We start from the raw sequence: 15,944 nt of genomic DNA on the forward strand, positions 1-15,944 counted from the left end.
CGGAGCGTGTTCGTTTATGTCAAGGCCGGTCATGTCATTTTTGATGGCGCTAGCGGTTTTCTTTATTGCCGTATTACCTCCGACAAGCGCGGAACAAGGAACGGGATTTTCCGATGTTTCCCGAGAGCACTGGGCGTTCGACGCGATAACATGGGGAGTCGGGAAAAAGGTGCTGGACGGATTTTCGGATGGAACGTTTGCTCCTGAGAAGCCGGTTACGGAAGCGGAATTTTTAAAGATTCTCATTTCATCCTACGAATCTTTGTCCGGCAAGGGAGGAAGCTGGTACGACAAATACTATGCCTATGCCTATGAAAAAAATTGGTTTGTAAAAGGATTATCCGATAAAACGGCGGCAAATAAACCGATTCTTCGGAAAAACGTGGCGATCATTCTGTCCTCTGCCTTGGGCGCTTATTATCCGGATGACAGTGCCCGATCGGTGGAATCGTCCATCACGGATCTCTATAGTCGAGGGTTATCCAGCGGAAAGACGGATCAAACGATCAAGGGATTCATGCCCGGCGATTCGTTGACAAGGGCGGAAGCCGTCCAGTTTGTCTACCGTTTTGTGAACAAGTCCGGCCTGACCTCATTGAAGGCGGTTGTTTCAAATGACGATTGGGGAGCGTTGAAAAACGTAACGTTTGCAGACCAAAAGGGTATTCTGGCCAAGCATGAGCTATTTGCCAAGAAGCTCGGTCTTCAGATGAAAACCTACCAGCAGTCGGGCAGGACGTTTATTCAACTTGTCTCGAATCACGATTCATCCAATCAAACGGCCAAGGATTCGTTTCTTTACTCCTCCTCCTATCAAATAGCCGATGACGGCACGCTCACTTGGGATTTGATCACGAACGTTGACGTTGCGGACCCGGAGGTCGCATACGAGCTGCTCGCCAGCATGTTTTCCTATGACACAGCTTCAGCGACAAGATCAATCAAAACCTTGCCGGGTATGCGAAAGAAAAAGGATATCAAATCGACGGGCGGATACGCGCAAGCTTCGGGAATCTGGAAATCGTCGCGTCATACGACAAAGAATCGAACAACTATTACATTTCCTCTACATTGCCGATGTGAAGGGGGCGAGGTGACCGAACATGACCAAGGGCAGAGGACAACGAATAGGGCTTGCAGCAGCGTTTTTCCTTTTATTCATGGTGGGGATATTCCGGCAACCGCAGACCGCGTTTGCGGCGCTGACTGCAAATGTGACAGACAACAGCACGGTTCAGTTGGATTGGGCGGGCACCGGAAGCGGGCCCTATGTTCTATACCGGGGTGGAACCCAGATCTACAGCGGGTCCGACACCCGCTACATCGATAGCGCACTTCGCTATAGCACCGGCTACAATTATACGTTGAACTATCAAAATTACGAACAAATCGGGGGCGGATATTACCGAACAAGAAGTGTTTGGGGCATCGTCAGAAACGGATATAGTTATACACGGGAAGAATGGCAGATCGTCGAACCCGGACATTATGAACGAACAGAGATTCAGGAGTCTTGGTGTGTCGGAAGATCGGACAGCGGCATTACGTACGAGCATAAGACTCCTTGCGTAAAAGATGAAAACGAAACGACCCGCCTCATCACCAGGTTGGTCTGGGTTCCGGATCGGTACGGGTATGTCACGGTAACCTACTATGTACCGCCTGAATACGGCTGGATCAATGAAACCTATTGGGTTTCGCCGGAATACGGGTATGTGACGAGGACGACATCCGTAACCAGCGGCCCGGTGATGGGAACTTCGCCCGGCTTGGCGATTCTCTCTCCGACGAACGGCCAATGGCTGGCCGATTCCTTCGTTCCCAGAATATCGGTATCCGATCGGGACGGCGACACCTTGACAAGCACGTATACCATCGATGGGGAATCGGCCGTCAGGGAAAGCAGGACCATATCCAATACGGCTACAGCGCAGGAGGTCGCTTTCAGCCGTTTGAGTGTGGACGGATTATCCGAAGGAAGGCATATCCTGAAAGTTGCCGTTACGGACAATTACTACAATCCCGTCGTCCAAACCGTTGAATTCTATGTCGATAAATCGGGTCCGGTGATCGGAAACATTCAAAGCTCGTCGACATACGGCAATATTACGGTGGCCGGATCGGCAACGGACAGCGGCGTCGGTTTGGCGGAAACGCCTTACCGCTATACGATTGGAAACAGCAGAAGCGAATGGACCGCCAATCCCTATACGTTTTATCAGTTGTCCCCGGATACGGCATATCCGGTAACCGTTGAGGCAAGGGACAAGCTTGAACGTATTTCGGCAAAGCAGCAGGTTGTGTATACGAAGGCGCAGACTCCCGCGGTCAGCGTCATCCAGTCTGCGGAATCAACGCTGGGGATCAAGATCGGCGACAGTAATCCTTCCGCTACCCGCTATCAGATAAAAGTTGGAAACCAATACATAGACGCAGCCGGAAACCTCACGGCAAGCCCGGTCCCGATCACCCTGATCAACAAACAAACCACGGTGAACGGGCTGATCGCGGGTACAACTTACAATCTTCAGGCATCGGCGATCAATCAGGAAGGGACGGCAACCAATTGGAGCGGGGTCGTAGCGGGAACAACCCTTGCCTATCCTCCAGCGAACATCGCGGCAACGAGAACCCAAACCTCGATCACATTGAACTGGCCTGCAGTTAGCGGGGCTTCGGCATATGACGTCGAAGCGGACGGCATCGTCATCGCGAACGGAACGGCAGTAAGCTATACGCATACGGGCTTGTCCCCCGACACGCGTCATACGTACCGGGTACGAACCGTAAACGCCGGGGGCATCGGCAAATGGAGTGCAGAACGGCAGGTCTTCACCCTGCCGAATCCTCCGGAAACGCCAACCGATATTGTGCCCGCCTACGAGCAGACGTACGTAACCTTGAACTGGAATGCCGCGGCAAGAGCGGAGAGCTATGAGGTTGAAGCGGACGGCAAGGTCATGGATGCCGGAAGCGGGACGACCTTCACGCATTCCGGATTGCAGCCGGAGACCCCGCATGTATACCGGGTCAGGGCCAAAAATATAGGAGGCATCAGCGGTTGGAGCGAGCCGATCACGGTCACGACATGGCCTGATCCGCCGCCGACTCCGGAGAACGTAGCCGCGCAGCCCTCGATTCGCTCGGTTACCGTTACATGGGACGCCGCGGAAAGAGCGACCGGGTACGAGATCGAAGCGGACGGATTCCTTATCGATACCGGCAATCAGACGCAATACACGGATAATGGGCTGGAGCCGGTGACCGGCCATACGTACCGGGTTCGCGCCAAGAACATCGGCGGGAAGAGCGCCTGGAGCCCCCCGATTGATATTATGACACACCCGGAAATCCCGACGGCGCCGACCAACCTGATGGCCACATCGGAACAAAGCTCGATCACGGTCACCTGGTACAAGGTGCCGTATACGGACAGCTATGACGTCGAGATCGACGGCGCCAACATAGTGAACGTGACCGACAACCAATTCGTGCATCCTGACCTGGGTCCGGACAGCCGCCATACGTACAGGGTGCGGGCAAAGAATATCAGCGGAGACAGCGAGTGGAGCAGTCCGGTCACGATGGCTACGTTGCCGAGCGGCCCAAATTCGGCCTTATCGCTGACCAACATCGCGGCAATCGTCACAAATACGTTCATTACCATCTCTTGGGACACAGTGGCGCCGAACGCCCAATATGACGTCGAAGTCGACGGGGTGATGATGGATAACGGCAGCAACACGATCTACAACCATACGGGCCTTGCGGCGGGCGAGTTCCATACCTATCGAATCCGGGTCAAAGACCAGGAGCGCATCGGCGATTGGGTGGCGGTTCTTTCCTTGTCGACGCTGCCGGACCCGCCGGATGCGCCAACCAACATCCAGGCCTTCCCGACGACCAACTCGATCGAACTGCGCTGGGAGAAGGTGGACGGGGCAACCGGATACGATCTCGAGATCGACGGAAAGACGGTCAGCGTCGGGGCCGAAGCGACCTATCTGCATCCGGATCTGGCCCCGGGCACCGCGTATACGTACCGTGTCCGCGCCAAGAACGTCACGGGCGTGACGGCTTGGAGCCCCTCGATCGTGCAGAGTACGAACAGCCCGTCGTATCTCGTCAACGGAACAAGAGGAGCCGAGTTCGACTTATCGCTGTTCGCCTATAACGTTCAGGATTTCAGCGAACTGACGTATGTCGTAACGTATAACCCGAATGAAATGGACGTCGTCGACCTGTATCAATTCACGCCTCAAGCGGATGTGAGCGGAGGTAAAATTCCGGGTTCGCCGCTCGAAGCCGCCTACACCCCTGGCCGTATCACCTTCAAGGCAAATCGGAACGTCGTGCCGGGAACGTCCTGGTCGGGGGAGATCGCGTCGGTCGTGTTCAAGTCCAAAGTGACCGGACAAATGACGATTGACGCGTTCGTCGAATAATCCAATAGACAGCAGGGGTTGATCGAATGGAACTGATGTTCAAGAAGCATTCCAAATGGGTTGCCCTGGCCGTCGGCATCGCCATCCTTGCACAGACGTTTGCGTTTGTCCTGAATGGCAAGGCAAGCCGGGGCAAGGCCGCCGTTCCCGAAGCCCGGGAGGATGCCGCGATCGCCGCGGATATTTCCAATATGACCGGGGTCAAGGCGGAAGACATCTTGAAGCTCAAACAATCGGGATTTACCTGGAACGAAGTGCTGGGAAAACTGAAGAAAAACGGCAACGATAACCGGGCGGATCGGGAAAAACGGAGCGAGCTGCTCGCCGGAGCGGGGATGGAAGAGACGATTTCCCAATTGCAGAAGAAAGGTTTCTCAGAGGAAGACATTCTGGAAGCCAAGATGGCGGCGGAGAGACTTCAGTTCCAGTTGCAAGAAATGGCGAACGATCGCGCTGCTCGGCCGGAAATCCCCCTGCCCGCCGCTATGACGGAAGAAGGGAAGAAGGACCGGAGAACGGAGACGATTCGCAAGCTGGCCGGACAGTTCGACCTGAGCGCGGCGGTGTACGGCATGGTGATGCTGAGAGAAGAACTCGGAAGTTTGGAGGCGGCGCTGGACGAATATCTGCTGGCCCTGCAGATCGGCATCCGTTTCGAGAAGTATCTCGATGACAAAGAAGCCTATTTGAAAGAGAAAGAGGAGAAGAGCGCCGGCTTCGCGCAGGACGAAATCATTACCGTATCCGTTGTGGAAACGGTCCTGCTCGAGCAAGTCCAACAGGACAATCGAATGGCGGCCGATGGCGGATTCGCCGTGCAGCCGGGGCAGATTGTCTCCTCACCATCGCCGGATTCCGAGAAGGAGCCGCTGCTGCCCGACGTTCCTCAACCCGGGCTTGCAGATGTAAGACCGGAAAATCCGACGGAGCAAATCATGAAAGAAGTCGAAGCTTTGAATCCAAATCGGCCGTAAAGGGGTTAGCGAAATTGAAGCTGAACATAAAAAAAATTTCCCGGGCATTGGTCGTTTTATTGGCATTGGGAGCGGTTATTCAAATCGGCCGCGTACTCGCGGAGACCGCTCTGTCGGGGGAATCGCCGGCCGCGGGCGATGCCGTGAATACCGACATTTCCCAGGAAGTGTTGAACAAGCTGAACGAAACGGATCCCGGTCGGTACGATCTCAATGTGAGCCGCTTCAAAAATCTGCTGCTCACTCTTAACGTACATGAGAAATTCAAGAACGAAATCGAGCGGCTCATCCTCGAAGGACACGATCTTCCGGATCTGCTCATCGCCTACGAATTTCTCTATCAGAATTTCGGCAAAAAACAAGAGTTGGAATCTCTGGCGACTCAGAAGGAATCGGGCAAAACGTGGTCCGCCGTGTTTGCAGAATATAACCGAAATCACGAAGATTTCGTCCCGCGATCGTTCGAACCGGACTACCTGGAGAGTCTGACGACAACGGCTGGAATGACCCCTGACGATATTATGCTGGCCGACCGAATCTCCTTCGTCTCCGGTTCTCCCGTGAAAGATATCATCGCGGACAAGCTCGAGTCGCAAAAAACCTGGAAGCAGATCGCCGCCGACCTGGATATTCTCCACAGCGCTTCAACGCTGCCGAGGGTTCAGATTACCGAAGAGCAGATGGCCAGGCTCGTGTCGGGGACATTCACGGAACGGCAGGTGGCGGAAGCGTTCGTCCTGGCGCAGAAGCTCGGCGAAACCCCGGAAACGATAGCGGGACTCATGAAAGCCGGAAAGACCGAAGAAGCCGTCATGGCGGAAAGCTACACGGAAAAATACAACTAATCCGCGATCGGACAAGCCGGGGGTGTAATCGTGAAACGTTGGGTTTCTCTTTTGGTATTTGCTTTTTTTCTGCTTGTCGTTCCCGGCCAACTGGCTTACGCGGAAACGCTTGAAGAACAAATGAAAAACTTGATCGGGCCGCAGAAGCAGTACAATACGATGCTGTCGCCGGTTTATTTGCGAACGAACACGAACGAGGAATCGATCAGCCCTCAAAGCGGCGAGCTTACGTTGATCCAGACCGATTACGTCCTGCCGGGACGCAACGGACTGGATCTGGAAATCAAGCGGATCTACAAAAGCGGCATCTCCAACGTTCAGGAGATGAACGTGCAATACGTGAACGGCGCGTGGGTCGATTACGTCCAATCCGACGCCAAGACTTCATCCTTCTACGAAGACCGTTACAACCTGGGGATCGGGACGCGGTTCTCGTTCCCGAGCATCGAAGTCCGTACCAACGAGGACGGCACCAGCTATCGGTTCCTTCATACCGAAAGCGGAGACGTCTATCGGTTGAAACCGGCCACGATGGACGGGAAACCGGTCTTTTTGCCCGAAGGGCAGACGATCAAGGATGTCGTCGTCCGTGAAACGTCCGAGTTCGGCAATGGACAAAGCGACGGCGTCTCCAGGTTCGTGATGGCAGGGAAAAACGGCAAGAAAACCTACTTCACAGGCGACGGAAGAATTCTGGGCATCGTGGACCGCTACGGGAATTCCATCGTATTTCGCTACTCCACGCTTACGTACACCATCGACGGTGTCGCGATTCAGAAGAAGCTGATCGCCAGCATCACGGACACTATCGGCAGAGTCACGACCATCGAATACAAACAGGACGATCAGTTCAAGGTCGGGCCGATCACGAATCCTGCATACAGCGCGGAAGAGAGATACAAAGCCTCCCAAAATCCGAACAATATCGATTCCGGCGATCTGCAGGGGAAATTCCAGGTCGTGATCCGCCTGCCGAACGGCAAAAGCATCGTCTACGACAAAACGGCGGTTCTCGTCAGCCCGTCCAAGAACGTCATCCGGACGAGGCTGCAGCGGGTTTACGATGCCGACGGCTTGCCGAAATACCATTTCTGGTACGAGCAGCCGGATCTGGGGTTCACGTTCACGAACGGAACCCGATATTCCGCTTATAACCGGTACGAGAATCTGATCCAGATCGATTACGTCAAGACGAACCGAATGACAAGGTACCTTTACAATTCCTACACCCAGAGATTAAGCCAGGGCAGCATGCAGTACCGGAAAATTTTCGAAAAAAGAGAATTGGTCAAGAAGGGTTACGATCCGGCCAGGACGAAGTTCGAAGACCGTTTCTCCGCAGACGTAAAGGACAAGACGACGTATCAATACACCAATGAGGCGGACGGCTTCGGTTATGACGGGTATAAGGGATACGAAGACGACTATTTGCGGAACACCTACCGGTATTTTACGGAGATTTCCGACTATCGGGGAAGCAAAACGAAATATACGTACGACGGGCTTCATCAGTTGATCGAGACGGAGAAGTCGGGGAAAGAGCATAAGGAACTTCTGTACACCGAGCGGGACGAGATGAAGCTGGTCAAAAAGCAGGAAAGCCGGCTTTACCGGACGGTGAACGGACAAGCCGCGGGGAGTCCGGTCAAGCGAATCGAAAATTACCGTTACGACGAATTCGGGAACCTGACCAACTACACCGGACCCGAAGCGCCGAGGGACGACAAAGGGATTCCGCTCAGCAATGAGTACACCGTCGTCTACACGTACGCCTACGACAAATTCCATGTGCTGACCTCCAAGACGTGGAAGCAGGACAAGGACACGACGAACCAGATTCTCTATACCGTCGATAACGCCGGCAACGTCACGAAAGAGACGAAGATTAACACGGAAAATGCCGACCGTTCGGTCGTCACCGACTACGGGTACGACTCGTACGGCAACCTGACCCGGAAAAGCGCCGAATCCGGCGGCCGGTCTTTCGTGACCGAATACGAGTACGGAACCGATGCGAACGGCTCCGACGTCAAAGGAGCTTACTTGACGAAGGAATTCAGCACGCTGAACGGCACCGTGATCGCTAGGAAGTACGGGTACGACATGCAGACCGGCAACCGGACGGCCGAGATCGATCCGAACGGGAACAAGACGATTTACGAGTATGACGTCCTGAACCGGCTCGTCAAGACCGCCAAGCCGCTAGGCGTGGCCGAAACCTACGTCTACGAGGAGAATCCGTTCGCCAATCTCGCCATCCGTCAAACGGACCCGTTGCAAGTGCCGTACCGGTACGAATATGACATCATGGGTTATTTGGCGAAAGCCAGCGTCTTCGATCAGGGAAAATGGGCATTGCTGCAATCTTACGAATACGATTTTATGGGCAACAAAGTCAAGGAAACCGACGCCAACGGGCACAGCATCCGCTACGAATACGACAGCGACGACCGGCTGGTCAAGAAGTCGTTCTATCAGAACGGCTCGGTGCTGAAAGGCTCCGTCACCGTCGGATACCAAATCGGCTACAATTCCGCGACTCCGCTGTTGGTGACGATTACGGACGAGGAAGGGTATCCGAGCAAGTTTTATTACGACATGTTGAACCGGATTGTGAAGAAAGAGACGACGCCGGATCGCGTTCGTTATGACGCGACCGACTACGCTTACGATTACACGGGCAACGTCATAAGCGAAACGGACCCGAGAAATGTCACGACCGAATACGTGTACGATAACCTGGGCAGGCAAATCGCCAAGCGAGACGCTCTGGGCAACGAGACGGCATACGAATACAACGCCTTGGATCAGGCGGTAACGCAGAAGGAACCGGGAAACAAAACGACCGGGTTGGTTTACGATGGGCTCGGACGGGTAACCGAGAGGAAGGTGTATTTCGAAGGCTCGGCGGATTACACGTACATCCGTTACACGTACGATGCCGCCGGCAATGTCGTCCGTATGAGGCAAGGCGCCGTTGCGGCGGGGGCGGATTCGCCCGCGTCCGACATCGGCTATGCTTACGATGCATTGAACCGGATGACCGACGAATACCGGAAAATGGACGCAACCAGAACCGGTCATATCCGGCATGAGTACGACAAGAACGGCAACCGAACGCGCACGGCGGAATATGCAGACGAGGACGGAAACAAATATCGCCTGTTCGAATACAGCTATGATTTTGCCGGGAAAGTGACGGAGGAGAAAGGAAGCTACCGCGAGATCCAGGCCGACGGCGCTATTGTCGAATACGGCAACTACCAAACCGTATATGAACGGGATTACGCCGGCAACGTCGTGAAGCAGCAGGTCGCAAGCGCCTCCGGGTATGACACGACGCAATTCGCTTACGATTACCGGAACCAGGTCGCATCGAAAACCGAGCCCTACGGCGGCGATCCCGCAGGGAAGCGGACACGCTATACGTACGATAAAGCCGGCCGACTGCTGACCGAGACGTTAACGGTGCAAGGAGTCGATGCGACGGTATCCCTCGTGCCGGACGGTCTCGGAAGAACGACCGCCAGGATCGATCCGCTCGGCAACATGACCCGGTACGTATATGACGCGAACGGGAACCGGATCAAGGAGATCGATCCCCGTTATCAGGCGCTGTCCGCAGGCGAGGCGCCCGGAATCGAGTACGAGTACGACGCGCTCAATCGCCTTGTGCTCACGACCGCTTTCGATGGCCGGTCGAGGGAAGTGGTTGGTTACAAGAGATATGACGGGCGGGGCAATGTCGTCCTGGAAGCCGGCGGCGAAGGCTATAATCCGTCCGAGCCGGAAAAGTCCTACGGCAACGTCTACGAGTACGACGCGAACGACCGGAAAATCGCGTTCGTCTCCGCGCAGACGATGGCGGACAACGCGCTGAATGGCACCGCCTATGCGACGGCCCGCTACGAATACGACGGCAATGGCAACGTGCTTTCCGACACCGATGCGCTGGGCCGGAAGATGCGGTATGCCTATTACTTGAACGGATTGCCGCAAGAGAAGACGTTCGCGGACGGCGGCAAGGAATCGTACGATTACGATCTGACGGGGAAAGCGACGATCGTGAAGAAAGATCGGAAAGGAAGGGTGACCCGGACGTTCCAGACCGTCTTCGACAAGCCTTATCGGATCGAGTATCCGGACGGTACTGTAGAAAAGATGGCCTACTCCCCGAAAGGCGAGCTGATCCGGCGAATCGACCAGGCAGGCCAAACCCATTTTTACGAATACGATGCTTCCGGCAACCCGATCCGGAAACAGGAGTTTATCGAAGCGGACGACGCCTATGCGGCGTACAAGCTGACGGAGCTTCGGTATGACGAAGCGAACCGCCTCCTGAGCAGCGAAACGTTCAAGCTCCGCAAGCCGGCAACAACCGGACTCTCGGAAACGAGAACGCCGGCCGGCGACCGAACGGACAATGTCTACGACAAAGCGGGAAGGCTTGTCCGCGTGTCCGGGCCGAACGGACGGGAGACGGCCCAGGAGTACGATCCTGCCGGCAACGTCGTCAAGGTCAGGAAAAAAATTTCCGACGGGTACGACGAGGCAACCCGCTTCACCTATGATTCCAGGTCGCGCAAAATCGCCGAGTCGCTTCTCGTCAGGACGGGTGACGTAAGCGAAGGGGAACTGGCCGAAGCGAGATTTGACGATGAATACGCCGACAGGGTGCTGTCCACGGCGACGTTCCGCTATGACAAAAACGGGAATGTGACCGGACAAACGGACGCCAACGGTTATGCGACCGTGTTTGCGTATGACCTTGACAACCGGCTTATCAGGAAAATCGATCCTCTGCAGGCGGCGTTCGTTTACCGGTACGACCGGAAAGGGAACTTGACGGAAGAAATCGACGCCAAAGGCGTCTCCGTTCGATACGAATACGACGAATTGGACCGGCTGGTCCGCAAGAAGGCGCCGGCCTCGGACGGTTCCGCCGCCACGACGAGATACGTGTATGACGCCGTCGGCAATCTCATCAAGCAAATATCTCCGAACCGGTACGATCCTTCGCTGGACAATGCCTCATCCGAGCTGGCGATGATCGGAACAGGCTATGCGTACGATGCGATGGACCGCCGTACCTCCACCGTCTCGCCCGACGGCCAAGGCGTGGAGTACATCCGGTACGACTCCCTCGGACGCGCCGCCAAAGTCGTGGACGGACTGAGGTACGACGGAAATATGGCTTCGTCGGCCGGAACGGCGTTTGTCTACGACGGCTTGGGCCGGATGACGAAGAAGACGGACGCGCTTGGTTATAGCACGACCTACGAATATGACGTGCTTGGCAATCTGACGAAGATGACCGATGCCCGCGGGAATGCGACCCGTTATGTTTACAACGGCGACGGCACGTTGGCTCAGGTGACGAATGCGGATGGCGGAACGCTAACGTACACCTACGACAGGCTGGGCCGGAAGACGTCCGAGACGAACCCGCTCGGCGCGGCGACCTTTTACGCCTACAACGCGTTCGGCAAGGAGAAGACGGTCAAGGACGCTTACGGCTATACGACCGAAGCCAAATACGATCTGGCCGGCAATCTCCTCTCGTCCAAGGACAAACGGGGCAGCGCGACCCTGTTTCAGTATGACGGCAACAACAGGCTCATCGAGAAGAGAATGCCCCTGGACCGGGACGGCAGCGGCAGCGTCGTGTATGCGGTGGAAACGTATGCGTACGACGTGAACGGGAATTTGCTCAGGAAAAGCCTGTCCGGCTCGAACGATGCGTCCTTCCTGCGGGAAACCACGTATACGTACGATGACAGCAACCGGGTCAAGACCGAGTCCGACAACAGCGGCGCTTTCATCAAAAAGGACTATGACAAGAACGGCAACCTGATCAGGACGGAGAAACTGCGCAACGCGTCCGCCTCCGATATCGAGACCTTCGCGTACGACAATCAGGACCGGATGGTGGAACGGGTCCGTCTCGTCGACGAAGGCGTGCTGGACGGGGACAGCCTGTCCGCCGCCGCCGCTCTGCGCGACGAAGCGTACCCGGGCAAAATCCGCATCGCGACCGGCTACGCCTACGATGTGCTCGGCAACCGGACGAAAGAAACCGATCCGCGAGGATTTGCCGTCACTTACACGTACGATGCGTTGAACCGTCCTTCGAAGGTGTTCCGCACGGTGAACGGCGTCGATCTGTTCGTGCAGTATGCGTACGACGAGGCCGGCAACAAAACGGCGGAGCGCGACGAGCGCGGCATGGTCACCCTGTATGCGTACGACGAGGCGAACCGGGTCGCGGCCGTGACCGATCCCGAAGGCCGTACGTTCAAGTACCGGTACGACTTGGCCGGCAACAAGACGAGCGAGACCAACGCGAGCAACAACAGCATGACGTATGCCTACGACAAGCTGAACCGGCTCGTCACCGTCAAAGACCCGTACAACGTCGTCATTACCCGCAATCTGTACGACGCGAACGGGAATATCGTCAAGAAGATCGACGCCAAAGGGTACCTCTCGGGAAGCGCCGACACGGAGCGGTATGGCGCGCAGTACACGTACGACTTGGCGAACCGGCTCGTGATGGAGGTCGACCAGGAGGGATCGGAGAAGACGTACCGGTACAACCCGGCCGGCGAGAAGGTACAGGAGACGAATGCGCTGGGCCAGGCCTATACGTACCGATACGACAAGGCCGGCCGGCTTATGCAGGTTGCCGACCCGCTCGGCGTCGCCGTTTCGTACCGCTACGACCTGGCGGGCAACAAAGTGGACATGACGGACGGCAAAGGCAAAGCGACCCGTTACCGTTACGGGGAATTCGGCCTGCTGCTCGAAGTCGTGAACGCGGCGAACAAGCCGGTGTCCTACCGCTACGACCTGGCTTTGAACCTGTCCGGGATGACCGACCGCAACGGCCGCAATACCCGCTATGCGTACGACAGCCGGAACCTGCTGCTCGAGAAGACGGTCGTCGAGACCGGCGACCGGATCGCCTATACGTACGACGGGAAGGGCAACCGCGCTTCCATGACCGACGAAAGCGGCACGACCCGTTATGCGTACGACAAGAACAGCCGTCTGGCCGAAATCGCCAAAGACGGCGCCGTGCAGCTTGCCTACACCTACGACGCCATCGGCAACGTCCAGTCGGTCACGGACAAGACCGGCTTCACCACGGCCTATGCCTACGACAAATCGAGCCGGATGGCAACCGTCACCGCCGCCGGCAAGACGACGGTTTATACGTACGACGTGAACGGCAACCGAAAGTCGATTACGTATGAAGGCGGCGTCCAGGAAACGTATACGTACGATCGGGCCAATCGGCTGCTGACGCTCAAGAATCTTAAGCCCGGCGGCAGCATTTTGTCCGAGTTCTCGTACGTTTATGACGCGGCCGGCAGGCAAATGTCCAAAACCGACAGCTACGGGACGACGAACTACGCCTACGATGCGGCCGGCCGCATTCAGAAAGTGGAGGCGCCCGGCAAGACGGCCGTCTACGCGTACGACAAGAACGGCAACCGGATCTCGCTCCAGGAGACGTACACGTCCGAGCAGCCGAGCGGGTATGCCGACCCGAACAGCAAAGCGGAAGTGACGTACCTCGTCAAGAAAAGCGAGTATGTCTACTCCGCGGCCGGGGAGCTGCTCCAGCTTATCGAGCGGATGGAGGACGCCGCCGGCAAGGAAGTGCTGGAGAAGACGGACGCCTATCTCTACGACGGCAACGGCAACGAAGTGCGCCGGCAGACCGGCTACCTTCGCCCGCACAGCCGCGACAGGAGACAGGTGAGCGGCGCGAACCCGGTCGGCGACGGGATCACGGGAGAGATCAGCACCTTGCTCGAGAAAGTGAGCAACACGTTCGACGGCTTCAACCGGTTGAAGAAAGCCGAGCGAACCCAAGCCGGCGAGCGCAATATCGCCGAGTACACCTACGACGGCGACGGCCTGCGCACCCGCAAAGTCGTCCGCAGCTCGAAAGCAGGATACGCAGCAAAGGTCACGAATTATCTCTATGACCGCCGGTATGTCATCCAGGAGACGGACGCCTCGGGCAACGCAGCAGTTCGCTACGTGCGCGGCATCAACTACATCGCCCGGATCGACGCTTCGGACAAGCTGTCCTACTACCTGTTCAACGGACATGGCGACGCCGTGCAGACCGTGAGCGAGAGCGGCGCAGTCGAGAACCGGTACGACTACGACATTTTCGGCAACCCGACCTTGACGGTCGAAATGTACGCCGGCTCCATCCGCTACGCCGGGGAATTCTACGACGCCGAAGTGGGCCTGTACTACCTCCGCGCGCGGTATTATGATCCGTATATCGGGCGGTTTATTTCCGAGGATACGTACGAGGGGAAAATCAATGATCCGCTTTCGCTAAACCGCTATACGTATGCGAATAACGACCCGGTATTCTGTTTTTTACGAGGTGGATTAAAAAACAGGGAGTCAGCAATAAATTGGCATGAGAAGCCACCTTCGCATTCGTTGAAGGTGGTCTTTCGCATTCAGCCAATATAGTTAGAAGACTTAATAAATTTCTTGAAAAGTATTAAGACGCAGAAATGAAAGTGTTTCTTCAAAGTGAAGGTGGCATCTCTAAATTATTATTGTAGATCACCTTTGGATGATTTATTGGACCGACAAACACCTAATAGCGAAATCTAGCTTACTTCAACTCCGGCAACCCAAGCTCTCTTAAAAACCGATTGTGTTTTTCCTTGGCTTCATTTATATCTTTTTCAATGCAGTCTAAGTCCTCTTTTACTTTCGCAAGATTAATAATTTCTTCTTCCGGAGCTGTGCTTACATACCTTGATATATTCAGGTTGTAGCCGTTCTTTTCAATTTCTTCCATGGAGACACGGCGAGAATATTTTTTGTCATCTTCTTTTCGATATTGATATGTGTCAACTATTCTGTCAATATGCTCTGGCAATAAGATATTTTGACGTTTCCCCTTTTCGTAGTACTCACTTGCGTTAATAAACAGCACATCATCAAATTTCTTGCACTTTTTTAGCACAAGAATACAGACCGGAATACCAGTAGAGAAAAAGAGGTTTGCGGGTAATCCTATTATCGTGTCGATATTATTGTCCTTAAGCAATTTAGTCCTTATTTTTTCTTCTGCACCACCACGGAATAAAACACCATGTGGCAGAATGATTGCCATTGTGCCACTATCGCTTAAAAAGTGGAAACCATGAAGTAGAAAAGCAAAATCTGCTGCTGATTTCGGTGCCAATCCATAGTTTTTAAAACGAAAATCTTCAGCAAGTGTATCGTTCGGCTCCCAACGGTAACTGAAAGGTGGATTTGCTACAACTGCGTCACACTCCAATTTCTTGGCTGGGTTCATTTCATTGAAAATGTCCCAATCATTCAATAATGAATCTCCGTGAAATATTTGAAATTCAGAGTCTTTGAATCCATGAAGGAGCATGTTCATACGCGCAAGATTGTAAGTCGTGATATTCTTTTCTTGTCCATATATCTGCCCAATGCTGTTTGGCTCAAGTTGCTTTTTAACGTTAATTAGAAGAGAACCAGAGCCGCAAGCAAAGTCCAGCAGGTTATTAATATACTTTTTTTTCCCTTCACTTGGTTTTTGGCTATCAAGTATAACGATTCGAGAAAGGTTGGTCGAAATCTGCTGGGGGGTATAAAAACTGTCTCTTATACACATCCCGAGC

The 15,944-nt window shown here is 54.8% G+C and carries 6 protein-coding genes; 5 read left to right on the forward strand and 1 reads right to left on the reverse strand.

All coding sequences use genetic code 11. The features are described 5' to 3' along the window. Positions 1-16: 16 nt before the first annotated feature. The 5 genes from RWM61_RS08950 to RWM61_RS08970 are packed head-to-tail and all read left to right on the forward strand — an operon-like array spanning position 17 to position 14,769. Positions 17-1,330: an S-layer homology domain-containing protein gene (locus RWM61_RS08950; RefSeq protein ID WP_313999703.1), complete on the forward strand. Its 1,314-nt coding sequence runs from the start codon at positions 17-19 to the stop codon at positions 1,328-1,330. Further along, positions 1,215-4,445 (forward strand): fibronectin type III domain-containing protein, encoded by a 3,231-nt coding sequence (locus RWM61_RS08955; RefSeq protein ID WP_313999705.1) that lies wholly within the window; start codon positions 1,215-1,217, stop codon positions 4,443-4,445. The genes RWM61_RS08950 and RWM61_RS08955 overlap by 116 nt, the downstream gene beginning before the upstream one ends. Positions 4,446-4,471: 26 nt before the next feature. Further along, entirely contained in the window at positions 4,472-5,419 is a 948-nt protein-coding gene (locus RWM61_RS08960; RefSeq protein WP_313999707.1) for a hypothetical protein, read from the forward strand. Positions 5,420-5,433: 14 nt separating this feature from the next. Continuing rightward, complete coding sequence (locus tag RWM61_RS08965) at positions 5,434-6,264, forward strand: hypothetical protein (protein ID WP_313999709.1); 831 nt, start codon at positions 5,434-5,436, stop codon at positions 6,262-6,264. Positions 6,265-6,294: 30 nt separating this feature from the next. Then, the gene (locus RWM61_RS08970; RefSeq protein WP_313999711.1) at positions 6,295-14,769 is read left to right on the forward strand and encodes an RHS repeat-associated core domain-containing protein; all 8,475 of its coding nucleotides are present in this window, start codon (positions 6,295-6,297) and stop codon (positions 14,767-14,769) included. A 148-nt stretch (positions 14,770-14,917) separates the two neighbouring features. Here the strand turns inward: RWM61_RS08970 and RWM61_RS08975 are convergent. After that, positions 14,918-15,944, reverse strand: a 1,027-nt coding sequence (locus RWM61_RS08975; RefSeq protein WP_313999714.1) for a type I restriction-modification system subunit M, incomplete at its 5' end; no start/stop codon positions are given.

Origin of the sequence: uncultured Paenibacillus sp. (assembly GCF_963515335.1) — a bacterium.
GTDB lineage: Bacteria > Bacillota > Bacilli > Paenibacillales > Paenibacillaceae > Paenibacillus_I.

Bases quoted from the DNA above. Each gene is read 5' to 3' on its own strand.
- RWM61_RS08950 (WP_313999703.1), top strand. From the start codon at position 17: ATGTCAAGGCCGGTCATGTCATTTTTGATGGCGCTAGCGGTTTTCTTT.
- RWM61_RS08960 (WP_313999707.1), top strand. From the start codon at position 4,472: ATGGAACTGATGTTCAAGAAGCATTCCAAATGGGTTGCCCTGGCCGTC.